Consider the following 26,519-nt stretch of genomic DNA (forward strand, 5'->3'; position numbering starts at 1 on the left):
GGCCCGTTCGCCCCCATCGCATCGGCTTATTCTAACGGCTCGGCGGCGTCCTGTTCGACCAGCGGGTTGGCGTTATCGGCCGGCAGCGTCACCACGTCGTCCGTCGAAAGGTCGTACTCGCGCTGGTCGACGCCGAATATCTCGCCCACGTCGTCCGTGATGCGGACCGTGCGCCGGTCTACGTCGGCGGCCCCCGTGTCAGCACTGGCTGGTGACTGCGTTCCGCCGCCAGCCTGCGTCGGGTCCGCCGCGGGGCCGGAGGTCGACTCAGCACTCTGTTCAGCTGGCGGGGCAGGAACGTCGTCGCCGGCCGGCACGTCCGCCGGGTCAGTCTGGCCGTCGGCCGTGGGGTTGCTGCCCGTGTCCAGCTCGGGCGGCGGCGTTGGTGCGTCGGAATCCGCTGCTGGCGGGGACTGGTCCCCACCGCTGCCCATCATGTCAGCCGCGTCAACGCCGGTGTCCGGCGTCGACTGCTCGGGCTCACCGGCTGTCGCCTCGTCTGCCGTCTGTTGTGGGTCCGGGTCAGGGGCCTGTCGCTCGCCCGAGTTCGGCTCGTCGCCGACCGCGCCGGTCGGAGCCTCGCCCGCGATCACATCGAGGACGTGGCCTCGGTTGGATTCGATGGCCTCAACCATCGTCTCGAACAGGTCTCGTTCCTCCTGTGTGAGACCGTCGTCCTCGGTCGGCATGTCCGCCGCTGCCAGCGACGCCATCTTCACGATTTTGCCCACGCGCCGTTCGTAGACCGCTTCGACGGTCTGTTCAGCGGTCTTGATGTCGTCCGTCAGGCGGTTGACCTCGGGCGAGTCGAAGGGGTCCTCGGCGCGCTCGGCCGCGCGGTCGCGCTCCGACCGAAGCTGTTGAATGAACTGCCCGGCGTCCTCGTAGAACGTCTCGCGCAGCTGCTGGAGCTGGTCGGTCTGGCGTTCCCGCGATTGGACGGACTGTAGCTCGTCTACGTTCATTCCTTCCCCTTCTCAGCACGCCCGCGGGCCATGAGAAACACGCCCACGTGCTCTGGTACAGTCTGATTACCCGCCTCCAGTGTAAAGCTATCGCCATCCAGTTCGACGAGGCCGCCGTCGGTCACCTCAACGGTGATGTCGTGGCCCCGGAACGTCTCCGGGACAGGGTCGACCAGCGGGTCGAACGCATCGAGGTCGTCGCGGTCGATTCGTTGAACCTCCAGCCCGCTGCCGCCGTGGAGTGAGCCGGGCAGGCGGATGAGCCGGTTCGTGTCCGTCGTCACCGGTTCGTCGATCGGTGCGTTGTCCGCCGCGACGACCTCGTGGAGCAGAATCTTCGCCAGCTGGTAGAACGCCGGATGCACGTCGATGTTGCCGGCTTCCAGTTGCTCGTAGTTCGACCGGGCGGCGTTCAGCGCCGCCGTCGCCTTCCCCTCGCCGATGCCGTCGTACTCCTGCAGTTGTTCGAGCGCGTCGGCCTCCTCCATCGCGAGCAGGTCATCGACGACGGCGAGCATGTGTCGGTGGGCGCGGGCGCTCCAGCCGCCTTCCGTCGAGAGTGTCCGTTTCTGGGCTGGACTGGACCGACCAGCCGTGCCGGCGACGGATTCCTCGTCCACGAGTTCGTCGAACTCCAGCCCGATGCCGCGGACGTAGTCGACAACCTCCCGGCGCGCGTCCCGCTCCAGGTGGCGGATACGCTCGTCACGGACGTGGACGTGGTAGCCCCGGCCACCGGAGAAGACGATAGTCAGGTCATCGAAGCCGAAATCGTCTTCCAGAAAGTCGAGCAGCCTGCGCAACGCGTCCTTGCACTTTGCGAGCATCTCGGCGTAGCTGTCCTCGCCCAGCACTACGGAGGGTAGGTGGTCGGCGTCGAGGTCGAACACGAGGTCAGAGGAGCGCCAGCCCTTGTCCGACATCGTGGAGGCGCTCGGTTCGTCGTAGCGGCCCGCGGAGAAGTAGACGTGGCGGGGCTTCCGGCGGCCGAGGAAATCCTCGATCTCGCCGAGGTCCAGCAGCGAGCGATGGCGGACCATCGTCTCGCCGGGGCCTTCGGTCCACGGGATGAACCCCCATTCACGTTCGTTCGCGGCCGGCGGCGGCGTTACGGATGCCTGTCGGTAGTGGTCGCCGAACCGGCCACGAAGGTACGCGCGGGTCCGCTCTTCCATCGGCTACCTCGTTGGGGAGGTCCCTTGAAAAGCGTTCGCTTAGCCGCGCAGGAACTTCGACAGTTTGTCCGTAATCGAGTCCTCGCCGAGTTTGAGGTAGTAGGCGTCGCCGCCGTCCTCGTAGTAGTTGTCGATGCGCCGCGTGATCTCGAAGCCGATGTGTTTGTAGAACCCGAGTGCCTCCCGATTTGTCGCCCGGGCGTGACAGGTCACGCTGCCGTAGTCCTCGGCGACGCGGGCCACCAGCCGCTTGCCGAAGCCGTGACCCCTGTACTCGTCACCGACTGCGAGAAAGAGAATGTAGCCGTCGCGTCGAACCGCGGCGAAGCCGATGAGGCGGTCTTTGGAGCGGTCGATGTAGAGATAGGTGGTCGACCGTCGGTAGGCGTCGCGAAAGAACCCCCGTCGCTGCCGAAGAACGCCGTCGGACTCCCGGATGTCTTCCTTGAGCCGCCACGCCGCGTCGACGTGTTCGTCGTCCCCGCGTTCGACGATCTGTGTCTCGATGTTGACGCTCACTGCCGTATAAGTAGTGGAGGCGTGGATATAATTCCACCGCCTACAGAGAGGGGTGTCTAAGCGTCCAGTTTCACGGACCGGACGAACAGGATTAGGTAGATAGCGCACGAATTCTCATGTATGGACACGCGTATACCGAGTTTTATCGGCACTGTCGCGCTCGTGCTCACGCTCCTTTCGCGACCTGCGGCGGCACACGTCGACTACGTGACGGAAGGGCCGGGCGAGGCCCTTGATGCAGTGGCGTTTGCGATATCCGTGCTATCGAACCCGGTGAATGCGGCCGTTTTCGGCATCTCGGGACTGGCTGTGACTGGCGGCCTCGCGGCGTATCTCTGGGTCCGACCGACGATTGCAGACATCGTCATCCTTCGGGACGTGCTCGTCGGCTACGCAGACCTCGTCCCGTGGATGCTCCGACTCAGCGTGGGGCTGCCACTCGTCGGCGCCGGTTTTCAGGGGTATCTGTTCGCCCCGACGGTGACCTTTGACCCCGCAACGAGCCCGGTCGTCCGCATCCTGTTTATCGGGCTGGGGTTCACACTCCTGTTCGGACTTGCGACCCGTATTGTCACGACGATTGGGCTGGTGACCTTCGGCTGGGCGCTGAGCGTTGACCCCGGTGTCGTACTCGCCATGGAGTACGTGCCGGCCTTTCTGGCACTGTTGATTCTTGGCGGTGGTCGTCCGAGCGCGGACCATATGCTCCAGCGGGTCGCCAGCACTGACGGGACCTACTACGGTCGCGTTGACCCGGTGCACCATCTCAAGGGGTTTCTGGACACAACAACGGCAACGTATCGTGAGTACGTCCCAGTCATCATCCGAGTCGGCATGGGTGTGACGTTCATCTATCTCGGACTGTTCCAGAAACTCGCTGAACCCGGACGGGCGCTTCTGGTCGTCGAAAAGTACAATCTCACCGCCGTCGTCCCCGTCGACCCTGGCATGTGGGTGCTCGGTGCTGGCCTGACTGAGATGCTGGTCGGCCTAGTGCTGATATTCGGCTTCATGACCCGCGGAGCCGCGGCTGTCTCCTTTGTCCTGTTCACCACGACGCTGTTCGGCCTGCCTGACGACCCGGTACTCGCACACATCACGCTGTTCGGAATGGCCTCGGCGGTGTTCACGATGGGTGCCGGGCCGCTCTCACTCGATGACTGGTTCGGTCGGCCGGCACAGAGCGACCGGGAGAGCGTCGTTTCGGCGGACTGAGCCGGGTTGAAACGCTGACCGTGCTGGTCAGTTCGTGCCGTTCCACTGGTCCAGCCGGGTCCGATTCCCGCTCGCGTTATGATAGATCGTGATTGTGTCCTGTGCCCTCACCTGTTGCTGATAGGCACTCCCGCTGCTCAATTGCACAACATCGCCGGGTCCGACAGTTGCCTCCGAGTCTCGGCCAGCCACTTCTGCCCATGTAACCCGATTGTCAGGGCCCTGAATGTCGACGTTCCCAGCTTTGAACTCGTCGCCGCGTTCGTGTGTGACGATAAGGACTTGATTATCTGAGATGTAGTCGTAGCTGTAATTCGCCTGCGGGCCGCCGCCGTCGTCGTCCTCGATGACGAGGACGTTCAGCCCGACAATAGCCGTGACGAGTAGCGTCAGTCCGATGAGGACGGCGACACCGATGCCCTCTGTCATCCCGACTGTCTCAGTCCTGAACTGTCCCATAGCCGTCTATCACTCCTAATGTGAGACGGCGTTAAATGCTGTTCGACGGCGAGGGGAAGACACATATCGGTTCAACTCACAGCCACCGGTATGATAGACGAGACTGTCGAGGAGATCTCGGAGATGCAGACCCACAGTTCCTCCGTGGTCGCAGTCAAAGCCGCCCAGGCGCTCCGGGACCTGACTGACAGGGAGTACCCGACGGTCGAGGATTACCTCCGTTCGCTCGACCGGAACAGCAGCGCCCTCCGGAGAGCGAACCCCTCACACGCCTCCCTCCATACGACCCAGCACCGGATCGTGAACACCGTCTCGGATGCGGAGCCCGACGGCGTGGCGGCCGCCAAGGAACTGACCAACGAGGCTATCGACGACGTTATCGACTCGGTGGAGTCGTCAAAAGACCGCGCCGCTGCCCGCGCCGTGTCGGAGATCGCCGATGACGACGTGCTGTTGACGCATGACTTCTCCTCGACCGTCCTTGCGGCCATCGACGACGCCATCGAAGCCGGCCACAGCTTCGAGGTGTACGTTACGGAGTCCCGACCGCGCTTCCTCGGTCGAAAGATGACGCGCCACCTTTCCGACCGGGACGGGGTCGACGTGACGCTTATCGTCGACAGCGCCGCCGGGCACTTCATGCCAGAGGTCGACCGCGTGCTCGTCGGCATGGACTGCATCGTCGACGACACGCTGTACAACCGCATCGGCACGTATCCGATTGCGACGGCGGCGGCGGACAACGACGTTCCGGTGACGGTCGTCGGGGCCGCCGCAAAGTACGTCGACGGGGCATTCGCCTTCGAAAACGAGATTCGGCCACTGTCGGAGGTGCTCCGGGAGCCGGCAGACGGATTCGAGGTCGCAAACCCGGCCTACGACGCCACGCCGACGCACCTGCTGGATACAGTTGTCACTGACGACGGGGTCCACGAGTACTGAGACTGCTGTACGTTCGTTCCGGCATCACTGGCCAGCAGGGCGGGTCCCGGCAACGGAACGCAGGTTCGAAGGTTCTTGTTGCTGGCAGTGAAGAAGCATATATGGACGACACTGCCCTCCTCCGCCAGACGATCCGTCGGTGTACCGCCGTGCTCGTTGCAACGCTTGCCACTGTTGGTGTGAGTCTGCAGCGTTCTTCAGGAGCGGGTTTCTTGCTCATACTGGCTACCGGCTCAGTGGTGTATCTCGTTGTTGGGTTCATCAAAGTGAATCCGCCTACCGAGAACGCCAGTCGTTCCTCGTCTACAGAAGACGAGGGGTAAGTACGTAGTCTACCGATGTTGGACGACGGTGTCACAGTCCGGACACCGGAGTAACAAACTGTTCTCGGTTGCTTCGGCTGTCCAGTCGCCAGTCACTGCGCTCTCGTGACCGCAGTCGGGACAGAACAGCGATGTCTTGGACCGCGTCTGTGGTGGTGGGTCTGAGTCGACCGCGCTGGTCGTGTAGATTTCGGTGGAGGTCATCAAAGAAAAGAACGCGCTGTAGGCTCAAAAATGTGTCGGCAGAATGTTTGATTGTTCACGCACAATGTGGAATTAGTATAGTTTAAATCCCAGTAAATGTGGACACTCGTGCCAAATTTTACCCTTTACATGTACATTCGGTCATCAGCGAACTGGTCGGAATCGGCGGCGTCCATCCGTTCTGCAAGTGCCTGATAGTGGGCCTCGATGTTCGCAGCGAAGTTCTCCAGTGGACCAGTGTCAATCTGGATCGAGTGGCTCTCTTTCAACGCAGTGAGCAGTCTGATTGCGGCCGCTGCGTCGGGCGCTTGTGGGTGGGTTGGCGTCGTGAACACACCGGTTGGAAGCGACTCATCGATTCCGCGCGTGACTAGCTCGGCACTCAGTCCGTCGAGGAACCCATTTCCCATTGGTCTGATGTCGGTGTCGTTGAGATACGATTCCTGATACATCGGCGTTGCAATGTAGAACGGGACGTGGTCGTCCGGGCCGTGTGCGATGGGGACGCCGGTGAGCATCGTAATGTCTGAAACCTCCAGTTTTCTCCCCGCGGTCGCAATTGCGCCAGCGAGCGATCCGGCCTGAGCCGGCGGCACGAACCGCTCACCCACTAAGACAGCAAACGACGACGCCTCATCGACATACAGCCGTGTGTGATGTCTCGGGGTCCCGTTCTCGAAAGGGGTACTGAACGGCGGCTCCGACGTCCGCAGATGGCCGACTTCGCGCATCGAGTGCTGGTCAGCGAGATAATCGACGGCTGTGAGGCCGGCCAGGCCGTACTCAGAGACACCGACTGCCAGCGTATCTACCGGTGGTCGGTCGTCTGAGAGGACCACCGAGATGTCATCTGAAGACATATTACCTCAAACGGAGTGAGATGGCTAAGTAGTTCGGGAGGGGAATCCTTTTCTCGTGGCGGGATTGATTCCATGTCATGCGTTTTGGCCTTGTCTGGCCGTTGCAGACACCCACTCCGACGCCGACCGAAGCCGCGACGGAAGTGGCGACAGAGGTAGCCACTGACATCGGTGGATTGCTCCCCTTCGAAATCCCGATATGGATTGCCAACATCGGGAAATCCCTGATCGTCATCGGGCTGGCAATTGTCGTTTCCCGCGTTCTCGTCCGTCTTCTGGGTCGGCGCGTCGCTCAGCAGTTCCGGCGGCCAAGTCTCACTCGAACAGCGCTTCGCGGCATCCGTGCCGGTGTGTACATTTTCGCGTTGCTGACCATTCTGGGCATTTACGGTCTGCAACTGGGTGATATTGCACTCTCCGTCACTGTGTTTTCTGCCGTGGTTGGTGTCGTGCTGGCCCCGATTCTCGGGGGCCTGATCTCTGGCGTCTTCTTGCTGGCTGACCAGCCATACGAGATCGGTGATATGATCGAACTCGCCGACACTGGCCAGCGAGGGTTCGTCGAAGATATCACACTCAGACACACCAAAGTGTTCACCCTTGACAACACGTTTCTCGTCATCCCCAACGGGGAGATTCGCCAGCGGGATGTCGTCAACTACTCGGCAGAGGACTCACGAACGCGGCTGTCGCTTGACGTAATGGTCACCTACGAGAGTGACATCGCCGTCGCGCGGAGCCTCATCGAAGCGGCGGCCCGGGAAGTGGACAACGTCATCTCCGGCGGGCCGGACATCCGCGTCGGTGCGGCCCGGTACCCCGCCTCGCCGACGGTGTATATCAATAATTTCGCCGACCACGGCGTGTTGCTGACATTACGGTACTGGGTGACCGAACCGTACAAGCTGCTTGCTGCCCGCTCGAGAGTCCAGACGAACATCTGGCGGCGGCTCGAAGACGCAAATGTCGAAATCGCCTATCCACACTCCCACCTGTACTTCGACGACACCAGCGGGGAGATGAACGTCTCACTCACCAACGGATTGGGCGGGCTTGACGGCGTTGACCGGTCCCACACGGCCACCGGAGACGCGCCGGTCCCGCCGCGTCAGGATCCCGATGAACTCGGCGACGAGTGACGGCTGGACTGGGCATCCGGCTGGGCGGTGACGATTTCGCAGTCGAGTTCCTCGCGAAGGAACTGTTCGACATCGGGGTCGTCGACCAGCCGTCGGATCATCTGTCGCCAGCGACTCGCCTGTTTGCTCCCGATGACGACGATATCGGCGTCCTGTGCAGCGACCTCATCGAGGATCGTCTCTTCGACCAGCATCCCCGACCGGACGACGTACCGCGTCCGCGGGACGTGGCCGAACGACTGCTCGACGGCGCGTTTGAGCTCTGTCCGGTCGACGTGGTGGCTATTCTGGTATAGATTTACGTGGAGGACGGTGAGGTCCGCATCTTCCGCGTCGGCGATCTGAATGGCCTCCGCGAGCGTGGCTCGGGAGTTCTCCGAGAGTGGGTATCTGACCGGGACGACGACCTGTGGCATCGGCGGAACGTACCGCGCCGAGGTTTAAATCGCTAGCGACGAGTGAGTCGTCCGTCGACCGCCGGGGCGATGTCCGTCTCGCGGACGTAGTCGGCCAGCGCCTCGTACTGTACGTCAGCGACGCTGACCCGGTGTGATTCAGTGAGGACGGGGAACTCCAGCTCGGTGTAGTAGAGGTAGTTACTCGTCGCGAGCGTGTACGTCTCGGTGTCGCGGACCGGTCGCCCGTCGACCTGCAGTCGCTCGATGGTTTGTGTATCATCGTTCCAGACCAGTTCGACGCCGCTGAAATGGGCGTGCCACCAGTCCGGCTCGCCGAACGCGACCTGTTGCCCGCTCCCCTGTCGACACAGCGTCCGGAGCTCCGCCCCCGTCAGTTCGGCGACTGTCAGGGGTTCCTCGAAGGGGACGACAGAAACCATATCGGCGACCGTCAGCGCCCCATCGAGCGGAACCGTGTCGTTTCGGAGACCGCCGCTGTTCTGGAGGGCCACATCTGCGCCCGTCGCCCATCGGTACGCGTCCGCAACGAGGTTGCCGAGCCGACACTCGCCGCCATAGGTCGTCGCCTGACTACGGTCGATGGGGTCGGCGGCGTGACCGATAACCTCGTGCAGTCCCGCTGCGGAGAGCCTGTCTTCGATTGCCGCCGCGACGCGGTCATCGAGAGGGCCATCAGCTGTCTCGCGGAACTGTGCAGTCGGTTCCGGTCCGGTAAGGTCGACCTCAACGACGGTCCGGCCGTTGGCTCCTGGTCTGGTGAGCAGCGTCCCGTCGAGACGGTCGATGCGGCGCTCGTGGACGTGCCCGCCGAGGATTACGTCCACGTCGCAGGCGCGGGCCAGTTTCTCGTCAATCCGGCCCAGATGTGAGAGCACGACAACAGCCTCCGCCCCGGCGTCCCGAAGCGCTGTGGCCGCCTCGCTGACAGCCTCGAACGGATCTGTGAACGTCAGCGTCGTCGCCTGTGGATTGGCCGAGGCCGTGTCCGGGCTGGTGACACCGACGAAGCCGACTTGCACTCCGTCGACGGTCCGGTTCGCCCACGGTCGGGTCAATCGTCTGGCAAACCGCTCGCCGTCCTGTTCGACGTTCGCAGTCAGCCACGTCTGTGGCGACCGTGCGATAATCTCCCGCGTCATCGCGAGTCCGTGGTCGAAATCGTGGTTCCCCAGCGTCTCGAACGCGGGCGTCAGCGCGGTGAAGAGGTCGAGCGACTGCTCGCCGTCGGTGACCAGCGACAGCACTCCCGGACCGGTGTTGTCCCCAGTGCCGACCACCAGCGCATCCGGGCCGTCAGCGGCGGCGACTGTCCCCGCAAACCGCCCGATTCGCTCGGGTGTATCGTACGCTTTCTCCACGTCGGAGTAGTGGATGATCCGGGGACTCACACCCATAGTGCACGGGAACCAGCCATTAATGATTTCCGCAGCGATTTAGCCGCTGGCGCGTCATGAGTCCGTATGGACGCACTCGACGGTCCCGATGGAGAGACGCTGTACGTCGACCGGAGCGACGGCGACACCGGTACGAAAGGCGCGTTTTACGTCGTCTACCGCGACGCCGACCGCGAGCGCCGCTGGGGCTACTTCTGTAGCAACTGCGAGACGTTCAACAACGCGATGGACTCGATGGGACGCATCCGCTGTAACGACTGTTCGAACCTCCGCAAGGCCGAAGAGTGGGACGCCGCTCACGAGTAGTAGTCGGCCTGCGCGGCCGAACTGCCTACGCCGGCCACTGAGCTAGGTCTACCCCAGCCCCTGTGCCGAGTCGAATCACCCACCAAGCGTCCCTGTCTCATTGGTAGCGCTGCCGATTTCGTTTGTTTCCCTGGCCGTTTCCCCGGGAGAACTGTCAACAGCATGGCCAGTGGGAACGTTTATCAGATAGCCAGTGGTACTGGATCTCAGATGGGGGCCGTTACCACATCACTCGACGAGCAGGCCCGGTCGATATTCGACGACCTCGGATACACCGTGTCGCGCACTGGCACCGAACTGCGAGCGGAACGCGACTGGCGCGTCGTCACTGTCACAGTGCTCGACTCGCAGGACCCGATACCCGAGGGCGGCGACTTGCGTTGTTTCGTCACACGCACCGACGATGCGACGCACCTCAGCCGCCGCCTCAATCGGCAGGACGTATCCTATGACTGGGCTGTCATCGGGATTACTGAGGACGGCGACTACGAGGTGGTCCGTCACCCCGGCGATACAGCCATGTCGGCTGACGCCAACACTTAGGGGCCTCTCCCTTCACCATCCGGCGTGCAAGTCGGTGTCATCAATCAAGCGCTCGAACAGCTAGTTACGAACGTTGTTGACGCACTTCCGCGCCTCATAACCGCGTTCGTCTTTCTTGCGATCGCTGCGGTAGGCATCAAAGCGATCATGTTCGTTGTCCGGGCCGTTCTGAAACGGTCGCTGCCCGGCGAATCCCCCGTGTACCGACAGTTTCTGTCGGTGATCGTACTCGTGTTCCTGTGGTTCGGCGTAGCGCTGTCGTTCCTTTCTATCGTCGGCCTGACCGCCATCGCCGCGTCTCTCGGAACTGCGACCGGATTCCTCGCGCTTGGCGTCTCATACGCGCTATCGGAGATGATCAAGGACGCTGTTGCCGGCGTCTACCTCCTCCGTGACCCCGATTTCAACCCCGGCGACACCGTCAAAGCCGGCGACACCACCGGGGAGGTGGCCGCCATCGAACTCCGGAAGACGCGGTTCCGCGTCGACGGTGACACCGTTGTCAGGGCCAACGCGGCCATCGAAGAACGCTGGACGAAAGTCGAGTCCGAGTCCTGAGCGAGGGTGAGGGCCGCGCTACCCGTTCACACGTGGTGTTTAAGCCTATCGACATCATATTCGACGTATGTTCGTCGGCCACGCGCTACTTGCGTTCGCCCTCGGCGCCCTCGCCGCGTGGTGGCTTGGGCTCTCCCGTGAGCGAGCGGTCCAGTTGGGCGTCATCGCCGGCCTGTTCGCCGCAGTTCCCGACGTTGATATCGTCTACGCCCCCTTCGGGCTACTCGTCGGGGCCGCCGAGAACCTGACGGCCGACGGCTTCTGGGAAACAGCAAACGTCGTCCACCGTGGGCCGACACACTCGCTCCTGTTAGGGGCGGCACTCGCCGCCGCCGCCGGCCTCTGGGCCAGTAACTCGCGGGCTACCCGAATCGGGTCGCTGTCCATCGGCGCCGTACTGACCGTTCTCACGGGCGCAGTCAGCGGTCCCATCGCGGGGCTCGTGATGCTCGTGTTCGTTCTGGCCGTACTGGGTGTCGCCACAGTCGCACAGTCCCGCAATGTCAGCCCCCCGACGGTGACCGGGCTGGCGCTACTGGGACTCCTTACTCACCCGTTCGGCGACCTCTTCACCGGCGGCCCGCCCCCGTTGTTTTACCCCTTCGACGTGACACTCGTCGCCGAGCGGGTGATGCTCCACCCCGACCCGACCACGCACCTTCTGGCGGCGTTCGCTATCGAACTTGCGACGGTGTGGCTCGCCGTGTGGACGTACGTCCACCTCCGCGGCTACACGCTGACCGGACTCGTCCGTCCGCGGGCAGCGCTGGGACTGGGGTATGCAGCAGCCGTCCTGTTCATGCCCGCACCGACGCTCGAACAGTCGGCGCACTTCGTGTTCAGCGTCCTCGCACTGGGCGTCGTCGGCGCGCCGACTCGGCCCTTCAGTGACGGTGTCGACTGGCTGGAGACCGTCGTGACGGGGCTGGCGGCAGTGTCCATCGCTGCGCTCGCGTACGCCATGGCGTACGGGGCCATCTGAAACAATCCCTCCGCCAATATCGGTCGATAGGGTTTTTCCAGTCGGGATGCACCAGCCAATATGAGCCGAGACGTAGCGCGGTTGCTCCGGGACGAGCGCGTCAACGCCCTCGCGGCGTGGTGCATCGTCGCTATGCTCGCGGCCGTGTCAGTGACAAGTGCCGTTCAGGCCGACCTGTTGTGGGCCGGATTCGCGGCGGTCGTTGCGGCGTTAGCGCTCTTTCCGCCAGTTCTATTGCGCAACCGGGACGCCATGCTACCCTGGGAAATCCTCTTGCTGGCGGCGTCACCCGTTGTCGGCCGGCTGTTTGCGACGCTCTCGATGACCGGTAATCTCGCGACGTATCTCTCGGTTGCCGCCATCGCGCTCATTCTCGCCGTCGAACTCCAGCTCTTTACCCCTGTCCGGATGACGCCCCGGTTCGCCGTCGTCTTTGTGGCCATCACCACGATGGCTACCGCCGGCGTCTGGGCCGTCGTCCGCTGGGTAGCCGACCAGTTTCTCGGGACCACCTTCATCCTCGATCCGACGGTGTCCGAACACGTCATCGAGGAAGCGATAATGTGGGAGTTCGTCGCATCGACCATCGCCGGCATCGGTGCCGGGGTGGTTTTCGCGTACTACGTCCGCCGGCAGGCTGGGACCAGCCGCGTCCCCGAGGAGGTCCAGCCTGACCTATGAGGGTCCGTGACCGCTTCAGCATCAGCACGGCGACACAGCAACGGCTCTCGCGAAGTCTGTCACTGGCTCTCATCGGCCTCTTCGCGGTTGGTATCGAGCGGGGCAACGTCGGCATCATCGTCAATTCGGGCGTCGCCATCCTCGTCACGCAACTCCCGGCGCTGCTGGAGCGGGACTACGGCATTGCACTCGACCCCGCGCTGACGCTGTGGATTACCTCGGCGGCGTTCTTCCACGCGCTCGGGACTGTTGGCCTCCCGGGGTCCGAGGAGAATTTCTACGTCACTATCTGGTGGTGGGACCACTTCACCCACGCCCTCTCGTCATCAGTTGTCGCCGCAGTCGGGTACACGACCGTTCGTGCGCTCGACGAGCACACTGACGAGATCTCGATTCCCTCGCGGTTCATGTTCGTGTTCCTCCTCCTGTTCGTGATGGCCTTCGGCGTGTTCTGGGAGGTCATCGAGTTCTCGATTACGCTTGCTGCCTCGGCGACCGGGAACGACACGATTCTGACACAGTTCGGGCTCACCGACACGATGCTCGATCTCGTGTTTGATACTATCGGAGCCATTATCGTGGCTATCTGGGGGACAGCACACCTCACTGACGTGGTCGGTCACGTCGAGACACTGCTGAACCGGCAGTCGCAGTGACCTGTCCGTACTTTTATCACATATCTGTGTGAACGAATAGCACGCAGATGGTTTTCAAAAAGATCACACTCATCGGGACCAGTTCGGAAAGCTTCGACAAAGCCGCCGACGATGCTATCGAGCGCGCGGAGGCCACACTGGACAATCTCAAATGGGTGGAAGTGGAGGAACTGGGCGTCGAGATCGCTAGCGTCGAGGGCCGCGAGTACCAGGCCGAGGTCGTCGTGGCGTTCGAGCTCGAAGCGTAGCTACGTCCGGAAGGACTCGCCACAGCCGCATTCGCTAACCACATTCGGGTTCTTGACGTGGAACCCGGCTCCCTGCAGGCCACCCTCGTAGTCGAGGACTGACCCCTCGATGTAGTCGATGCTGGCGTCGTCGACAAACACGCGGAGCCCGTTGCGCTCGAACACCTCGTCGTCTTCCTCGGGTGCGTGCTCGAACCGCATCCCATAGGAGAGTCCGGCACAGCCGCCCTGCTGGACGTACAGACGGAGCCCAGATTCTTCGACATCCATGCCTTCGCTTTCGAGGAGGTCCAGTGCCTCTCCCGCTGCCTGCTCGGTGACGGCTACGTCTTCGCCCCCGAGGTTCGGGTCGCCGTCGTCCGCTGTGCTGCTCATACACTTACGTGGACGCCCGAACGTGTTAACAGTGACGCCGGCACAGGGGGAACGCCCCCCATTCAGTTGACCTCGCTGTACAGCGTAACGATATCGTCGTATTCGAGCTTGCCGTTCTCGTTGAAGTCGTAGGCCGTCTTGTTGAGCGCGACGCTGTCGTCGTCAAAGCTGTCGAACAACAGCTGGATGTCATCGTAGTCAACTCGCCCGTTGCCGTTGACATCCTCGAAGTGGCCGTCGCCGTCGGGGTCGGTCGGCTCGTCGCTCCCGGTGACCGGCGGCGGGCCGACGATGACAACACCCAGTTCCGTGTTCGCTACGAGCGCAGTACCACTGTCGTCATCCAGCCTGTCGACCGACACTTCGATGTCGGCCGTTCCGGCGCTCTGTCCGCGGATGTCGAGCGTGGCAAGTCGCGTGTCAGTGCCACCGACAACTGACTGGGCGTTCTTTTCCACATCGGCAAACCGGATATCGGCGGACGCTCCATCACTGGCAACGTCCGTCTCGGAGATACTGAATGGGTCAGCGACTGTCACACCTGTTATCGTTGCGATTTCGGGGTCAGAAATAGTGACAGTCATCGCTGCGCCTGAGAGTCCTGTCTCCAGCCAGCGGCCGGTCAGTTCTGCCGTCCCGTTCTTGCCGTTGCCGACGGCGATAGAGTCGGCGAGGATCAACGGGTTGTCATCGGGGATGCCGGGCTGGCCTGCGGTGAGTTCAACTGTTGCATCCGTTCGCATCGGCGCACCGGGTTCGTCGACGTACTCTAAGACCTGAAACTCCGTCGTCCAGTTGTCAGGCGTGACCGTACAGCGGACGTAGCCGCGCTGATTGTTGTAGTACTCTACGTTGTCGTTCTCTGTGACGACGTAGCGACCGAAGTCGTCCATGTCGGTGCCGTTCCCGCCCGACGAGATTGATGTCCCGACGAACTCCGCGCCAACTGGTTCACTGGAGCCGTCTTTGGCACTGATAAGCGTATTCGCCCAGTGAGAGTGGAAATCACCGGTGATGACCACCGGGTTGTTGGCGTCCTCCTCAAACGCAGTTTTGACCAGATTCTGCTCGGGGACGTAGCCGTCCCACTGCTCTGTCCGGAACCCTTCTTCTGGCCCCTGCTTGAAGTCCATCGTCGCGAAGGGAAGCTGGTTCGCCAGCACGTTCCACGTCGTCTCAGTGGCCGAAAGATTCTCAAGCAACCACTCTTCCTGTGCGTCCCCGAGGATTGTTCGGTCCTCCTCGAAGCGCTCCGCACAGTCGACCTTATTGAACACGTCATCACAGGCCTGGTCGGACCGGTAGAGTCGCGTATCGAGGACGTTGAAATCGAGCAGGTCACCGAACTCGTAGTACCTGTAGAGCTTCTGGCTGGCGTCGTCGGGCTTTTGCTCCATCCGGAACGGCAGATGCTCGTAGTACGCTTTCAATGCCGCCGCGCGGCGCTGTATAAACGCCTCAGTAGATTGCTTGTCGGGGTCCTGCGGAACGTTCCCTGCCCAGTTATTGTCGACCTCATGGTCGTCGCGAGTAACGAGCCACGGGGCGCTGGCGTGAGCGGCTCGCAGATTCGGGTCTGATTTGTAGAGGCCGTAACGGAGTCGGTAGGTGTCAAGATCCGTCGTCTCCTTCTTGTATTCCTGTGGGAGCGACTTTTCGCGCGGTGATTCTGAAACATCGATGCCGTATTCGTAGATGTAGTCTCCCAGATGGACGATGAGGTCAAGCTCGTCTTCAGCCATCTGCCCAAATGCTGTGTAGTGGCCATCGACCCAGCGGTTACATGAAGCAAAGCCGAACTGAAACGCGTCGACGGACGCGCCGGCAGCGGGCGCGGTCTTAGTCCGGCCAATCGGACTCGTCTCACCGCGGCACGCAAACTGGTAGTAGTACTCGGTAGCGGGTTCAAGCCCGTCTGCGTCGACGTGGATAGTGTGCGCGTGGTCCGGTTCGGCAGTCGCGGTCCCGGTGTTAACGATATCGCTCATCCCTTCGTCAGTGGCGACCGTCCACTCGACGCTGAATGTCTCACTGGGCATCGCACCGTCCGCTTCGAGGGGGTTCGGGGCGAGCCGCGTCCAGATGATGACAGAGTCAGGGAGCGGGTCACCGGATGCGATCCCTAACGTGTACGGGTCCGATTCGAAGTTGCCGTCGTCGTCCACCATCGCACTGGCGCTTGTAGACAGTCCGAGCACAGCCGCCAGCGAAACGCCGCCAGTTCGCTGCATGAACGTTCGCCGGTTCTGTGCTGTTGTGTCTATTTCAGGGAGGTCCGTAGGCCTCATGCCTAACTGCCGCCCCAGACGCCGATTAAAATTTTATAATATTGATATGTTATAGTTGTATCTCTTCGTTCCGGGTATGTTGTTTCTGGGTTGCGAGTTACGCATACACCGGGCGCAATAGGTATCGATACCTGTAAAATCAAGCACCTTATGCTGCAGGCTATTCGGTGACCCGGCAGCAACGCAGACGCGGTGTGGTCCTACCCACGCATCTGACGAAAGCACGGAGTACCGACGGACTCACACCGATATATCGACGGCCACTGTGCTGTCCGGTGTGGCAGCTACTCGAACCGTTTGCGGACGCTCTCAGCGTGGGCGTCCAGCCCTTCGGCTTCGGCGAGAGTCGTAATCGTGTCCGCGATGTCGCCCAGCGAATCCTCGGAGAGGCGCTGGACTGTCGTCGACCGGACGAACGTGTCTACGGAGAGACCGCCGGTGACCCGCGCGTTGCCGCCGGTCGGCAAGACGTGGTTCGTCCCGGTCGCGTAGTCGCCGGCTGCAACGGGGCTGTACGGGCCGAGGAACACGGACCCGGCGGAGGGAATCCGTTCGAGGAGCGATTCGTCGTCAGCGGCCTGAATCGAGAGGTGTTCGGCGGCGTACTCCTCGGCGAAGAGGACGGCTTCGCTCATCGAACGAGCGAGGAGGACGCCAGATGCGTCGTTGTCCAGTGCGGCGCGGATGACTGCCTCGCGCTCCCGGCCGTCAGCCTGCTCGTCAACGGCATGGACGACCTGCTCGGCGAGGTCCGCGTCGTCGGTGACGGCGACGACAGAGGCGTTCTCGTCGTGTTCGGCCTGTGCAACGAGGTCTGCCGCGACCAGTTCCGGGTCCGCGTCGCCGTCGGCGACGACCATAACTTCGGAGGGGCCGGCCAAGAAGTCGATTGCCACGTCGCCACGGACCTCGGCCTTCGCTGCTGTGACCCAGCGGTTGCCGGGACCGACGACGATGTCCGTCGCGCTCACGGTCTCGGTCCCGTAGGCCAGCGCCGCAATGGCCTGTGCGCCGCCGACCTGATAGACGGCGTCAGCACCGGCGACGTGGATGGCAGCCAGCGTTACGGGGTTGACCTCCTCGGCTGGCGGGGTGGCGACGGCGACGTGTTCGACGCCAGCGACCTTCGCCGGGATGACGCCCATCAGCACGCTGGAGGGATAGGCCGCCGTGCCACCGGGGGCGTACACCCCAGCGCTGTCGAGCGGGCGGAATCGGCGGCCCAGTTCACGCCCCTCGAAGTCGTCGCGCCAGTCCTCGGGGACCTGTCGCTCGTGGAACGCGCGGATGTTCGCCGCGGCGTCTTCGATGGCCTCGCGCACGTCGTCGTCGATTTCCTCGTAGGCCCGCTCGGCGGCGTCCGTGATGTCGATGTTACCCACGGAGACATCGTCGAACTCCTCGGCGAAGCGCCGCAGCGCCACGTCGCCCTCCTCGTGGACCTGCGAGACAATATCGCGGACATCGTCTCTGACGGCGTCGACACCGGCGTCGCGTTCGAAGAAAGCGGCCCGTTCGTCGGGACCAAGGTCAGCTATCGTCCGTACGTTCATACGCCTGATTCGGGACGGGGCAAAAAACGGGTTTCCCTTCGTCGGCTGGCAACGGCAATGGAGCGGAGTGCGGGAGAGAGGGACCGATTCGTCGGGCAAGAGTGACTTCAGAATCAGAGGCTGTCGGGACGCACATGCCTGTCGCGAATGTTCGACTCACTGTCAGTCGCTCTCTCGTCACCGTTTTCCGGTACTCGGGCCTACACAGACTATGGCTTCAGTCGACGACCATCGTCGCCGGACAACCGACCTCCCTCCGGCGACGACCGAATATTTCGCCCCCGAACTAGCGACTATTGATAGCTATCTCGAAACGGTCCCGCCAACTATCGACACGGCGGCCGGCGACGCCGCAGTCGGCCCGATACACACGCTCCCGTGGTTCTACGTGGCCGACCTGACTGGCTGGCGCGGCAGTACGCTCGCCCGACTGCTAGCCGCAGAGCAGGGCGCGGCCTGCTACGAACTCTCGGCCGGCGCTGCGGACGCGCTTCCGGCCCTTTGGTCCCTCATTGACGAGAGCGGTGACAGCCCCGTTGTACTCCATCTGGACCTACAGGGCGACGGCGGACGGATTCAGCGAACGCTCCGGGAGGCGCTCCGACGCGGCTACACGCATACTCCCGACGGCTGGGACGAGCCGGTGCGCGGCGAACCAGCGAACTTCCACGTCGTCTTCACCGACACGAACCCCTCGAAGCGCCTGTCTGTACCACTGCCCGCTGCAACCACGCCCACCACTGGTGCTGTCCTCTCGTATGCGCCGCGCCGGAGTATGCTCCCGGAACGGCCCGACGGGACGACCGTCCTCTCGGACCCGCCAGCGCTCCACGACCGTGAGGCCGAACTGGAGCAGTTCCTGCTGGCTGCGCTGGCTGGCTACGGTGACGACGACGCCAGACAGCAGTACGTCGACAACGCCGTCGAAATTCTGTCGATAACCCATTCGCTCATCGGGAAGCGTGACCTGCTGTTCGACGTGTCGCCGCGACTGGCGCTAAAATACGGGTCGCTCTTGGACAGGCTTTCAGTCGGTGCGACGACAGAGCGACTCGGTCAGGACGTGCTCGGGCAAGTGCCACAGAGTCCCGGGAGCGAGGATATTCGGGCAACGCTTCGGGACCTGCTGCCGAAATAGGTGGCCGAGATGGCGGTTGTAGCGCCGTCCGCGCGCTCAGTTCGCGTCGCTGACGATTTTGATGACCGCTCCCTCCTCAAGCTCCGTCTCATCGCTGATGCGCCGGTTCTCACGGGCGTCGACGGCGTGGATGTAGCCGTCGCCGATGTCTGAGTGGACAGCGTACGCAAGGTCTTTCGGGGTTGCTCCTTGTCGCAGCAGGAATGCATCGGGGAGGACGTTCTCCTGCCCATCGGTCCAGTGCGTTTCGTTCTGGACAGGGTAGGCCGTCAGATGGTCGAGCAGGTCGTAGACGGCGGTGTCGAGAGCGCCCTGAACGCCGGTGCCGCCCCAGTCGTCCATCACGCCACGGATGCGGTTCAGCCCCTCTCGTTGCTGGTCGCTCACGTCGCCGACGATATCGAACTCCGGGTCGCCCGGGTCGTAGTCGATGACGCCAGCCTGTGCGGCGTTGCGCAACGCGAGTTCGCCGTCGGCGGTCGCGGGCACGACCACATCGGCGGCTTCCTGCAGGGCTTCGATGTTTCCCTCCGGAGCGATATCGGCCTTGTTCGCGACGACGACGAGCGGCTTCGTCCGCTGGCGTATCTCTGTCGCCAGTGCTTCGCGGTGCTCGTCGGTCCAGGCGATGGGGTCCTCGGGGTACTCTAGGTCACGGAGCGTCCGTGCCACGTCGAGTTCGGAGGCCCCGACGCCGGCCAGCATATCCACGAGCGATTCGTCGAGCTTGAAATCCGGCGACCGGGACTGCCGTTCGATTGACTCCCAGTTGCGCTCGACGATGCTGGCGAGCCACAGGTCCATCTCCTCCTCGACGAAGTGGACATCCTCGACAGGGTCGTGCTCGCCGACTTCGACGGGTTCGCCCTCGGCGTCAGTCCCACCAGAGGCGTCGACGACATTGAGGATCACATCGGCGGTCGACAGCTCGTCGAGGAACTGGTTCCCGAGGCCGCGCCCCTCGTGTGCCCCGGGAACGAGGCCGGCCACGTCGATGAGCTCCACCGGGACGTAGCGCTTGCCGTCCCGGCAGTTATCGTCACCACAGCGTTCCTCCCGGTCGAGACAGGGGCACTCCGTTCGGACGTGGCTGACCCCGCGGTTGGCGTCGATGGTCGTGAACGGGTAGTTCCCCACGTCCACGTCGGCCATCGTCGCCGCCTTGTAGAAAGTAGACTTGCCGGCGTTCGGCTTCCCGGCCAGCGCGATAGAGAGCATGGCAGGACCTACCAGTGGCCGCCGAAAGGGGGTTTCGGTTCGCGGCCCTACAGGCTGACCCGCTCGCCGCGGTCGTCACTTTGTTCGATGGCGTCGAGGACTCGCTGTGCGGCGAGGCCGTCGGCGAAGGACGGCTCCTGTTGCCTGCCATCGGCCACGGTTGAGAGGAACTCGTAGTTCTCGTGGACGAACGTGTGCTCCCAGCCGATGACGTGGCCGGGGGGCCACCAGTGGTCGACGTAGGGGTCGTCTTCGTCGGTGATAAGCACCTGCTGGAAGCCGCGGTCACCCTCGGTGAGCACCTGCAGTTCGTTCAGCCGTTCGAGGTCGAACTTGATTGCGCCCTTCGACCCCTCGATTTCGATAGTGTGGGCGTTCTTGTGGCCGTTGGCGACCCGTGACGCTTCCAGTGTCCCCATCGCCCCATTCTCGAAGGCAATCTGGGCGCTGTAGGCGTCGTCGACGGTCACCGGGCGCGTCTCGTCGCTGCCCTCCACAGGGCGCTCCTCGGTGAACGTCCGGAGATGGCCGCTCACGTCTGTTATTTCGCCGGCGGCGTCACCGAGCAGGAACCGGGCCAGGTCGACCGTGTGCGACCCGAGGTCGCCGAGCGCCCCGCTGCCGGCCATCTCCTCGTCGTTGCGCCAGGACCACGGGGCCTCGGGGTCGACCAGCCAGTCCTGAAGGTACTGCCCGCGGAAGTGGTGAATCTCCCCGAGGACTCCGTCGTCGATGAGCCCCTTCGCGTACTGGATGGCCGGGACGAACCGATAGTTGAACGCCGCGCCTGCGGGCACATCGGCGTCAGCAGCGGCCTCGGCCATTTCCTCAGCCGTATCGAGCGTGGGCGCAAGCGGTTTCTCGCAGAACGTCGGCGTACCGGCCTCTAGCGCCGCGATGGACGGCTCGGCGTGGACGTGGTTCGGGCCGAGATTGTAGAACACGTCTACCTCGTCGACGATAGCCCGCCAGTCTGTTGCAGTCCGGTCGAAGCCGAACTGGTCGGCCGCGTCGGCCAGCGCGTCCTCGTCGCGGCCGACGAGCACGTCCTTGTTGACGGCGGGCGCTTCGGGGAAGAACATGGGCAGGCGGTCCAGCGCGTTTGCGTGGGCCTTGCCCATGAAGCGGTAGCCGAGCATACCGATATCGAGGGTCATACCCGGCTGTTCACTCGGGGCCGAAATAACGCTCATGGTGACGGCAGGGCAGCGGGCCGCCCCGAGGGAAAAGCCAAAACCGGATGCCCGTGTTGATACTCCATGGCCACTGAAACGACCGTTCGTATCGAGGATATCATGTCGACGCCGTTAGAGACGATTTCTGCCGACGAAACCGTCAAAGCGGCCGCGACGCAGATGCAAGCGCAGAACATCAACGGCATCTTCGTGCCGGGGGCAGAGGCGGGCATCATCACCACCACCGACATCGTTGATGCCGTCGCAAGCGGGAAGGACCTCTCGTCGGCGACCGTCGGCGACGTGATGACGTCGCCGGTCGAGCGGGTGACGACCTCGCTCGAACTGGGCGAGGCCGCCGCGATGATGACGACCTACGACATCAAGCACCTCCCAGTCATCGACGAGCATCAGGACTACGTCGGCATGGTGTCGTCGACGGACATCACGCAAGCGCTCTCCTGAAGCGGGTTGTTCTCCAGCGGACTTCCGACAGTCAGATGAAGTCGTCAAGACCGGACGCATCACCGTCGTTGTCACCCGTTCCGGGCAGCGCGTCAGCGATAGCCGAGGTAAACGAGCCGAGGCCGCGCGTCTGATACCAGACTGTTCCGGGGCCGGTGAAGTCCATCACGAGGCCCTCGCCGCTGAGCAGCGTCGACTTCAGCCCGCCGACGCGGTGGGCGTCAAAGTTGACTGACTCCTCCCAGGCGACGACGTGGTCGTTGTCGATTGTGTAGGACTCGCCAGCGTCGAGTTCGACGGTCTCCAGTCCGCCGAAGGCCTCGATGAGGACGTTCCCGGTCCCTTTCAGCGCCAGCGGCGTGATGCTCGCGCCGGCCAGCAGCGATTTGATACCGCCGAACTCGGAGTCGATGTCGATGCCGGGGTCGGACGCGAGGAACGCCCCGTCGACGGCGTACAGCGTCTCGCCCGTGAGTTCGTGGTGGTGGACGTCACCGGGCGTCGGCGGCGCGAGCGTCACGGTTCCGGGACCGCCCCTGGCGGTGAACTCGTTTGCGAGCAGCGACTCGCCGCCAAGCATCGACTTCGCGGAGCTGAGGAGGCCGTCCCGGCTGGTCGTCGTTTCGATTTCGATAGTCGGCGAGTGACTGACCATCGCGCCGGGTTCGGCGAGTATCGATTCGCCGCTGTCGAGGGCAGCGCGGACGTGCGTGTACGAGGGCTTGTGTGTGAGTTCGATGTCCATAAGTGTCACTGGATACAGGAATCCAGTCGTAGTATCTCACAGACAGTATATAAGAGTAAGTGTCAAAAAAAAGCCGCTTCGTTGGTTCTATTGCTTACTCAGCCCAGTAGGCGTCGCCGGGCTGGGTCTCGAAGACAGCGCGGTCGAGCACGTCGACGGCCTTTTCGAGCCCCTCGCGGGCGCTGGTCAGCGAGTCCTCGTGTTCAATAGAAAGTGCACCGTCGTAGCCGACCATCCGCAGCGTCGACACGACGTCTTTCCAGTGAGATTCGTCGTGGCCATAGCCGATAGAGCGGAACAGCCACGACCGGTCCGCCTCGTCCGTGTACGGCGCGGTGTCCAGCACGCCCTTCTCGCGGGCGTTTGACTCGTACACTTTCGTATCCTTGGCGTGGACGTGGTGGATGGCGTCGTGCTCACCGAGCAGGCGGATGGCTTCGGTCACGTCGATACCCTGCCAGTACAGATGCGACGGGTCGAAGTTTGCGCCGATGCGGTCGTTCGTCCGGCGGCGCAACTCCAGCAGCCCGCGGGGTTCGTACACCAGCATGTTGGGATGCATCTCGATGGCGAGATCTACGTCGTGTGCGCCCGCATGGGCCACGAGGTCCGACCAGTATTCGTCGGCGACGCGCCACTGGTACTCGTGGGCGTCGGCGTGCTCGGTCGGCCACGGGGCGGTAATCCAGTTCGGGACCTCATCGTCAGGTCCGCCGGCGGGCAGCCCCGAAAACCCCGTGACGGTGTTCACGTCGAGCTGGTCGGCCAGCCGAATCGCTTCCCGGAGTTCCCGGTCGGCCTCTGCGGCGCGCTCGTCGTCCGGGTGAAGCGGATTGTTGTGTGTCGCCAGCGCGCTCACCCGGAGGTCGTGTTCGTCTAAAAGCGCCTCGAGTTCGGCCTGTTTCTCCTCGTTGTCGAGATACGCCTGCCGATCGAGGTGGTCGTCGCCGGGGAAGCCGCCACACCCCAGTTCGACCGCGTCGACGCCTAAGTCGCTGAGATACGCCAGCGCGTCATCGAGTGACTGTCCGCCCAGCGGGACCGTCAGTACACCAATGTCCATGCGCGGCGATACAGCCGGTGTCGAAAAAAGCGTACTGCCGTCGCTCCGGCCTCGCTATCCAGCCCACAAGCAGTACAGACCAGAGGCGGACCGCGACAGACCGCGGCGTAAAGGATTAACGCCGGGAGTGCGGTGGTACTGTCATGATTGTGGCCGTACTCGGAACCGGACAGCGGGGGCGGGATGTCGCACAGCGATGTGTCCGTGCGGGCCACGAAGTGCGTCTTCGGGGAACGGATGCGTCGGACGTGATGGACCGGGTTGACGAGATCCGGCGCGCATTCAACAGGGACCTCTCGGCCGGTATCGACGGAACCACCGGACTCGAAAGCGCCGTCAGCGGCAGCGATGTCGTCATCGACGCAACCAATGGCGGGACGGAGAGCCATCGAGAGGTGGTCGCCGAAACTGAGACCATGGTCGAGGACGAGACGATCATCGCCGTCAGCGACACGTCACTGTCGGTGACTGCCGTCGCTACTGGCCTGCGGAGCCCGGACCGTGCCGTTGGCCTCAACCTCGTCGACCCGCCAGACGGCGCTATCGTCGAGGTCGTCATCGCCGAGCAGACGACGGCGGCGACCCGCGACCGCGTCACTGACTTCGTCGAAAGTCTGGACGCGTCGCCAGTCGTCGTGCGAGACACACCAGGGTTCGCCGCGCTCCGCCTCGAACTCGCTGCCATCGCCGAAGCGATCCGGATGGTCGAAGATGGCGTCGCCGGGATTCGTGACATCGACCGGACGTTCGAGCGCGGGGAGTCGGACCGCGACGGGCCACTCGTCCGCGCCGACCGCCACGGGCTGGAAACGGTGCTCACAGCGCTCGAAGACCTCTCCAAACGGCTTGATGAACGGTTTGCGCCCCCGGCGCTGCTCCGACAGAAGGTCGCAGACGGGCAACGCGGCGCAGTCACCGCCGAGGGATTCTACGTCTGGGAAGACGGCACACCGACGACCGGTGCCGAGCCGGACCCAGACGTGCCAACGCGAGATAGCGAGCCCGATCTCAGATGAGTACGCAGGAGGACCCCCCGGCCGAACCGGATAGAGAGGACGACGAGTTCGCGACGCTGTTCAACGAACTTCAGGAGCTAGAACAGCTCGTCGACTCCGAAGACGAGCGACGGCAGGTCCGGGATGCAATGCGTGCGGCCGCCGATTCACAGGACCACGAGCCTGCGACCTTTGGTCGGGTCGTCTGGGGCTTCGGGCGGTCCGACCTCGCGGAAGCACTGCTTGGCTCGCTGTTGTTCGGGATTCCGATGGCTGTCGAAGGCGGAACAGTGGATGCTGGGCTTCACATCGCCCAGCACCCGCTGTATCTCGCCGCGACAGTCATCATCGCAATCGGGCTAGTCATCTCAATTCTGTACGTCGCTGATTTTCAGGACGTGCGTGTTGCGAACCGAATACTGGGCGTCATCCCCCGCCGACTCGTCGGCGTCACCGGGACGGCACTCGTCGTGTCCGTCGCGCTGCTTACTGGTTGGGGGCTGGTCGAGTGGTCGACCGACCCCGCAGTCGTCTACGAATCGGCCTGTATTTGTGCCGTGGCGTTCGTCCCGATGGCGATCGGCGCTGCGCTCGGGGACATTCTGCCCGGGAACTAGGGCCATGGCAGTCACTCGCGGTGGCGGTCGCGTTTGGCAATCGTTAAAAGCCGCGGTCGGATACGGAGTGGTATGAGCGAGAGCCAACAGAAACAGGCGCGCAAGTGCGTCTCGTGTGGCATCAACATCGCCGGCACGAACGCCGCCGCGTTCAAGTGCCCGGACTGTGGCCAGCAGATCTACCGCTGTGCCACCTGCCGGAAGCAGAGCAACCTCTACAAATGCCCGGATTGCGGCTTCATGGGGCCATAACAATGGGGAAAGTAGCAGCCAAGATCAAGGTCATGCCGGAGAGCCCCGAAGTCGACCTCGACGACCTGCAGGAGCGTCTCGAGGGCGTGCTTCCCGAAGGAACGAAGATCAACGGATTCGAGCGCGAGGACGTCGCCTTCGGCCTCGTCGCGCTGACGCCAACGGTCATCGTCCCTGACGATACTGGTGGCACGGAAGCCGTCGAAGAGGCCTTTGCGAACGTCGATGACGTCGAGTCGGTCTCCATCGAGAGCACCGGTCGCCTGTAATCGACTCGTCGCTGTCGTTTTCTACTCGGCTCCGTAGCAACTGCAAACGCGTGGCTGGCGACAGTCACGGAACGCACGTTTTATTAGGGCGACCGGATTAGCGAAGAGCAAGAATGCCTAGTTCAAACGGACCTCTCGAAGGAACACGAGGCAAGCTCAAGAACAAGCCCCGCGACCGCGGCACCTCGCCGCCCCAGCGCGCCGTCGAAGAGTTCGACGACGGCGAGAAAGTCCACCTCAAGATTGACCCGTCCGTGCCGAACGGGCGCTTCCACCCGCGGTTTGACGGCCAGACCGGAACCGTCGAGGGGAAGCAGGGTGACGCGTACAAGGTCGATATCGTCGACGGTGGCAAAGAGAAGACCATCATCGTCACCGCTGCGCACCTGCGCCGGCAAGAATGACGATATTCAAAGAAAAAGTCAGTGAGGAGTTCCTGACGGTCGCGGAGACCAAGGAGATACTCGAAGACCTCGAGATGGAGCGGGCCGCGGACGAGGACCGCGAGATGCGCTACGAGCTCAAGCGGGCTATCGAGCACGTCAACCGGTTTGCCCTCCTCGACCCCGAGGAGTCGCTGCAGCTGGTCGAAGAGCTCGAAGAGCTCGAGAAGGTCGACACGCCGACGGCCTACAAGATCGCGAACCTCCGACCGCTGGACCGCGACGAGCTCCGGGCCGTGTTCGCTCAGGAGCGGTACACGCTCGACGGCGACGAACTCGACGAGATAATCAACATCGTCAAGCAGTACGCGTAACGACGCCGTCAGTTCGGCTGC

Annotated in this window: 34 protein-coding genes; 19 read left to right on the plus strand and 15 right to left on the minus strand. The window is 63.1% G+C overall.

All coding sequences use genetic code 11. The features are described 5' to 3' along the window. Window positions 1-26 precede the first annotated feature (26 nt). Genes G9C82_RS04030 through G9C82_RS04040 form a run of 3 tightly spaced genes read right to left on the minus strand, consistent with a single transcriptional unit; the run spans window position 27 to window position 2,659 of the window. Complete coding sequence (locus tag G9C82_RS04030) at window positions 27-965, minus strand: hypothetical protein (RefSeq protein ID WP_127013433.1); 939 nt, start codon at window positions 963-965, stop codon at window positions 27-29. Continuing rightward, complete coding sequence (gene priS / locus G9C82_RS04035) at window positions 962-2,140, minus strand: DNA primase small subunit PriS (protein ID WP_011222943.1); 1,179 nt, start codon at window positions 2,138-2,140, stop codon at window positions 962-964. The genes G9C82_RS04030 and priS overlap by 4 nt, the downstream gene beginning before the upstream one ends. A gap of 39 nt (window positions 2,141-2,179) precedes the next feature. Next, window positions 2,180-2,659, minus strand: coding sequence for an N-acetyltransferase (locus G9C82_RS04040; protein WP_004962720.1), 480 nt, complete (start codon window positions 2,657-2,659; stop codon window positions 2,180-2,182). 120 nt (window positions 2,660-2,779) lie between these two features. Between G9C82_RS04040 and G9C82_RS04045 the strand changes: the two genes are divergently transcribed. After that, window positions 2,780-3,874, plus strand: coding sequence for a DoxX family protein (locus tag G9C82_RS04045; protein ID WP_127013434.1), 1,095 nt, complete (start codon window positions 2,780-2,782; stop codon window positions 3,872-3,874). A 27-nt stretch (window positions 3,875-3,901) separates the two neighbouring features. Here the strand turns inward: G9C82_RS04045 and G9C82_RS04050 are convergent, their stop codons facing one another. Beyond that, on the minus strand, window positions 3,902-4,333 hold the full coding sequence (locus G9C82_RS04050; RefSeq protein ID WP_127013435.1) for a type IV pilin: 432 nt from the start codon (window positions 4,331-4,333) through the stop codon (window positions 3,902-3,904). 90 nt (window positions 4,334-4,423) lie between these two features. Between G9C82_RS04050 and G9C82_RS04055 the strand changes: the two genes are divergently transcribed. After that, entirely contained in the window at window positions 4,424-5,275 is an 852-nt protein-coding gene (locus tag G9C82_RS04055) for a translation initiation factor eIF-2B (protein WP_127013436.1), read from the plus strand. Window positions 5,276-5,376: 101 nt separating this feature from the next. Next, window positions 5,377-5,598 (plus strand): hypothetical protein, encoded by a 222-nt coding sequence (locus G9C82_RS04060; RefSeq protein WP_004962731.1) that lies wholly within the window; start codon window positions 5,377-5,379, stop codon window positions 5,596-5,598. Between the two features lie 9 nt (window positions 5,599-5,607). Here the strand turns inward: G9C82_RS04060 and G9C82_RS04065 are convergent, their stop codons facing one another. Together G9C82_RS04065 and G9C82_RS04070 are read right to left on the minus strand one after the other, a co-directional pair. Next, complete coding sequence (locus G9C82_RS04065) at window positions 5,608-5,802, minus strand: hypothetical protein (RefSeq protein WP_004962734.1); 195 nt, start codon at window positions 5,800-5,802, stop codon at window positions 5,608-5,610. A 125-nt stretch (window positions 5,803-5,927) separates the two neighbouring features. Then, window positions 5,928-6,662 carry a proteasome assembly chaperone family protein gene (locus G9C82_RS04070; RefSeq protein ID WP_121302736.1) on the minus strand — a complete coding sequence of 245 codons (735 nt, stop codon included), beginning with the start codon at window positions 6,660-6,662 and terminating at the stop codon, window positions 5,928-5,930. 77 nt (window positions 6,663-6,739) lie between these two features. Between G9C82_RS04070 and G9C82_RS04075 the strand changes: the two genes are divergently transcribed. Beyond that, window positions 6,740-7,801 carry a mechanosensitive ion channel family protein gene (locus tag G9C82_RS04075; RefSeq protein WP_127013437.1) on the plus strand — a complete coding sequence of 354 codons (1,062 nt, stop codon included), beginning with the start codon at window positions 6,740-6,742 and terminating at the stop codon, window positions 7,799-7,801. On the opposite strand, the gene G9C82_RS04080 is transcribed toward G9C82_RS04075, so the two are convergent. Continuing rightward, window positions 7,771-8,217: a universal stress protein gene (locus G9C82_RS04080; RefSeq protein ID WP_007188376.1), complete on the minus strand. Its 447-nt coding sequence runs from the start codon at window positions 8,215-8,217 to the stop codon at window positions 7,771-7,773. The genes G9C82_RS04075 and G9C82_RS04080 overlap by 31 nt on opposite strands. A 32-nt stretch (window positions 8,218-8,249) precedes the next feature. Then, window positions 8,250-9,614 carry a bifunctional UDP-sugar hydrolase/5'-nucleotidase gene (locus G9C82_RS04085; RefSeq protein WP_127013438.1) on the minus strand — a complete coding sequence of 455 codons (1,365 nt, stop codon included), beginning with the start codon at window positions 9,612-9,614 and terminating at the stop codon, window positions 8,250-8,252. Between the two features lie 66 nt (window positions 9,615-9,680). Between G9C82_RS04085 and G9C82_RS04090 the strand changes: the two genes are divergently transcribed. From G9C82_RS04090 to G9C82_RS04120, 7 genes are all read left to right on the plus strand, one after another. Continuing rightward, window positions 9,681-9,920, plus strand: coding sequence for a DUF5816 domain-containing protein (locus G9C82_RS04090; RefSeq protein WP_004962750.1), 240 nt, complete (start codon window positions 9,681-9,683; stop codon window positions 9,918-9,920). A 210-nt stretch (window positions 9,921-10,130) separates the two neighbouring features. Then, window positions 10,131-10,463 carry a hypothetical protein gene (locus G9C82_RS04095; protein ID WP_121302733.1) on the plus strand — a complete coding sequence of 111 codons (333 nt, stop codon included), beginning with the start codon at window positions 10,131-10,133 and terminating at the stop codon, window positions 10,461-10,463. Window positions 10,464-10,487: 24 nt separating this feature from the next. Next, the gene (locus tag G9C82_RS04100; protein WP_004962758.1) at window positions 10,488-11,021 is read left to right on the plus strand and encodes a mechanosensitive ion channel domain-containing protein; all 534 of its coding nucleotides are present in this window, start codon (window positions 10,488-10,490) and stop codon (window positions 11,019-11,021) included. Between the two features lie 67 nt (window positions 11,022-11,088). Next, on the plus strand, window positions 11,089-12,003 hold the full coding sequence (locus tag G9C82_RS04105) for a metal-dependent hydrolase (protein ID WP_127013439.1): 915 nt from the start codon (window positions 11,089-11,091) through the stop codon (window positions 12,001-12,003). A 60-nt stretch (window positions 12,004-12,063) separates the two neighbouring features. Continuing rightward, on the plus strand, window positions 12,064-12,684 hold the full coding sequence (locus G9C82_RS04110) for a hypothetical protein (protein WP_127013440.1): 621 nt from the start codon (window positions 12,064-12,066) through the stop codon (window positions 12,682-12,684). Further along, window positions 12,681-13,340 (plus strand): hypothetical protein, encoded by a 660-nt coding sequence (locus G9C82_RS04115; RefSeq protein ID WP_007188371.1) that lies wholly within the window; start codon window positions 12,681-12,683, stop codon window positions 13,338-13,340. Before G9C82_RS04110 ends, G9C82_RS04115 begins: the two co-directional genes overlap by 4 nt. A 47-nt stretch (window positions 13,341-13,387) precedes the next feature. Then, entirely contained in the window at window positions 13,388-13,588 is a 201-nt protein-coding gene (locus G9C82_RS04120; protein WP_004962769.1) for a dodecin, read from the plus strand. Here G9C82_RS04120 and G9C82_RS04125 read toward each other — a convergent pair whose 3' ends face one another. From G9C82_RS04125 to hisD, 3 genes are all read right to left on the minus strand, one after another. Further along, on the minus strand, window positions 13,589-13,963 hold the full coding sequence (locus tag G9C82_RS04125; protein WP_004962771.1) for an iron-sulfur cluster assembly accessory protein: 375 nt from the start codon (window positions 13,961-13,963) through the stop codon (window positions 13,589-13,591). A 62-nt stretch (window positions 13,964-14,025) separates the two neighbouring features. After that, complete coding sequence (locus G9C82_RS04130) at window positions 14,026-16,251, minus strand: alkaline phosphatase D family protein (protein WP_241244077.1); 2,226 nt, start codon at window positions 16,249-16,251, stop codon at window positions 14,026-14,028. 284 nt (window positions 16,252-16,535) lie between these two features. Next, window positions 16,536-17,804 (minus strand): histidinol dehydrogenase, encoded by a 1,269-nt coding sequence (hisD, locus tag G9C82_RS04135; RefSeq protein WP_127013441.1) that lies wholly within the window; start codon window positions 17,802-17,804, stop codon window positions 16,536-16,538. Window positions 17,805-18,015: 211 nt separating this feature from the next. Between hisD and G9C82_RS04140 the strand changes: the two genes are divergently transcribed. Further along, on the plus strand, window positions 18,016-18,942 hold the full coding sequence (locus G9C82_RS04140) for a hypothetical protein (RefSeq protein WP_127013442.1): 927 nt from the start codon (window positions 18,016-18,018) through the stop codon (window positions 18,940-18,942). A 36-nt stretch (window positions 18,943-18,978) separates the two neighbouring features. Here G9C82_RS04140 and G9C82_RS04145 read toward each other — a convergent pair whose 3' ends face one another. Both G9C82_RS04145 and G9C82_RS04150 read right to left on the minus strand, forming a co-directional pair. Next, window positions 18,979-20,160: a redox-regulated ATPase YchF gene (locus G9C82_RS04145; RefSeq protein ID WP_127013443.1), complete on the minus strand. Its 1,182-nt coding sequence runs from the start codon at window positions 20,158-20,160 to the stop codon at window positions 18,979-18,981. Between the two features lie 47 nt (window positions 20,161-20,207). Continuing rightward, the gene (locus G9C82_RS04150) at window positions 20,208-21,317 is read right to left on the minus strand and encodes a Gfo/Idh/MocA family protein (RefSeq protein WP_127013444.1); all 1,110 of its coding nucleotides are present in this window, start codon (window positions 21,315-21,317) and stop codon (window positions 20,208-20,210) included. Window positions 21,318-21,419: 102 nt separating this feature from the next. Here G9C82_RS04150 and G9C82_RS04155 point away from each other — a divergent pair, with 102 nt between their 5' ends. Beyond that, complete coding sequence (locus tag G9C82_RS04155) at window positions 21,420-21,800, plus strand: cyclic nucleotide-binding/CBS domain-containing protein (protein WP_004962786.1); 381 nt, start codon at window positions 21,420-21,422, stop codon at window positions 21,798-21,800. A 31-nt stretch (window positions 21,801-21,831) separates the two neighbouring features. On the opposite strand, the gene G9C82_RS04160 is transcribed toward G9C82_RS04155, so the two are convergent. Both G9C82_RS04160 and G9C82_RS04165 read right to left on the minus strand, forming a co-directional pair. Then, entirely contained in the window at window positions 21,832-22,545 is a 714-nt protein-coding gene (locus tag G9C82_RS04160) for a TIGR00266 family protein (protein ID WP_127013445.1), read from the minus strand. A 94-nt stretch (window positions 22,546-22,639) separates the two neighbouring features. Then, on the minus strand, window positions 22,640-23,608 hold the full coding sequence (locus G9C82_RS04165) for a sugar phosphate isomerase/epimerase (protein ID WP_127013446.1): 969 nt from the start codon (window positions 23,606-23,608) through the stop codon (window positions 22,640-22,642). Window positions 23,609-23,751: 143 nt separating this feature from the next. On the opposite strand from G9C82_RS04165, the gene G9C82_RS04170 reads away from it, so the two are divergent. The 6 genes from G9C82_RS04170 (at window position 23,752) to G9C82_RS04195 (ending at window position 26,498) form a co-directional block, all read left to right on the plus strand. After that, window positions 23,752-24,624: a 3-hydroxyacyl-CoA dehydrogenase family protein gene (locus tag G9C82_RS04170; protein WP_127013447.1), complete on the plus strand. Its 873-nt coding sequence runs from the start codon at window positions 23,752-23,754 to the stop codon at window positions 24,622-24,624. Next, window positions 24,621-25,220 carry a DUF2391 family protein gene (locus tag G9C82_RS04175; RefSeq protein ID WP_127013448.1) on the plus strand — a complete coding sequence of 200 codons (600 nt, stop codon included), beginning with the start codon at window positions 24,621-24,623 and terminating at the stop codon, window positions 25,218-25,220. Before G9C82_RS04170 ends, G9C82_RS04175 begins: the two co-directional genes overlap by 4 nt. Window positions 25,221-25,292: 72 nt before the next feature. Beyond that, the gene (locus G9C82_RS04180) at window positions 25,293-25,472 is read left to right on the plus strand and encodes an HVO_2753 family zinc finger protein (RefSeq protein ID WP_004516620.1); all 180 of its coding nucleotides are present in this window, start codon (window positions 25,293-25,295) and stop codon (window positions 25,470-25,472) included. 2 nt (window positions 25,473-25,474) lie between these two features. Then, window positions 25,475-25,741 (plus strand): elongation factor 1-beta, encoded by a 267-nt coding sequence (locus tag G9C82_RS04185; protein WP_004962801.1) that lies wholly within the window; start codon window positions 25,475-25,477, stop codon window positions 25,739-25,741. Window positions 25,742-25,854: 113 nt separating this feature from the next. Next, window positions 25,855-26,145, plus strand: a complete 291-nt coding sequence (locus G9C82_RS04190) for a 50S ribosomal protein L21e (protein WP_004962804.1) — start codon at window positions 25,855-25,857, stop codon at window positions 26,143-26,145. After that, a complete protein-coding gene (locus tag G9C82_RS04195) occupies window positions 26,142-26,498 on the plus strand; it encodes an RNA polymerase Rpb4 family protein (protein WP_004962807.1) in 357 nt (118 codons plus the stop codon). Before G9C82_RS04190 ends, G9C82_RS04195 begins: the two co-directional genes overlap by 4 nt. Window positions 26,499-26,519 lie beyond the last annotated feature (21 nt).

The organism is Haloarcula sp. R1-2, assembly GCF_011627385.1.
Lineage (GTDB): Archaea > Halobacteriota > Halobacteria > Halobacteriales > Haloarculaceae > Haloarcula > Haloarcula marismortui.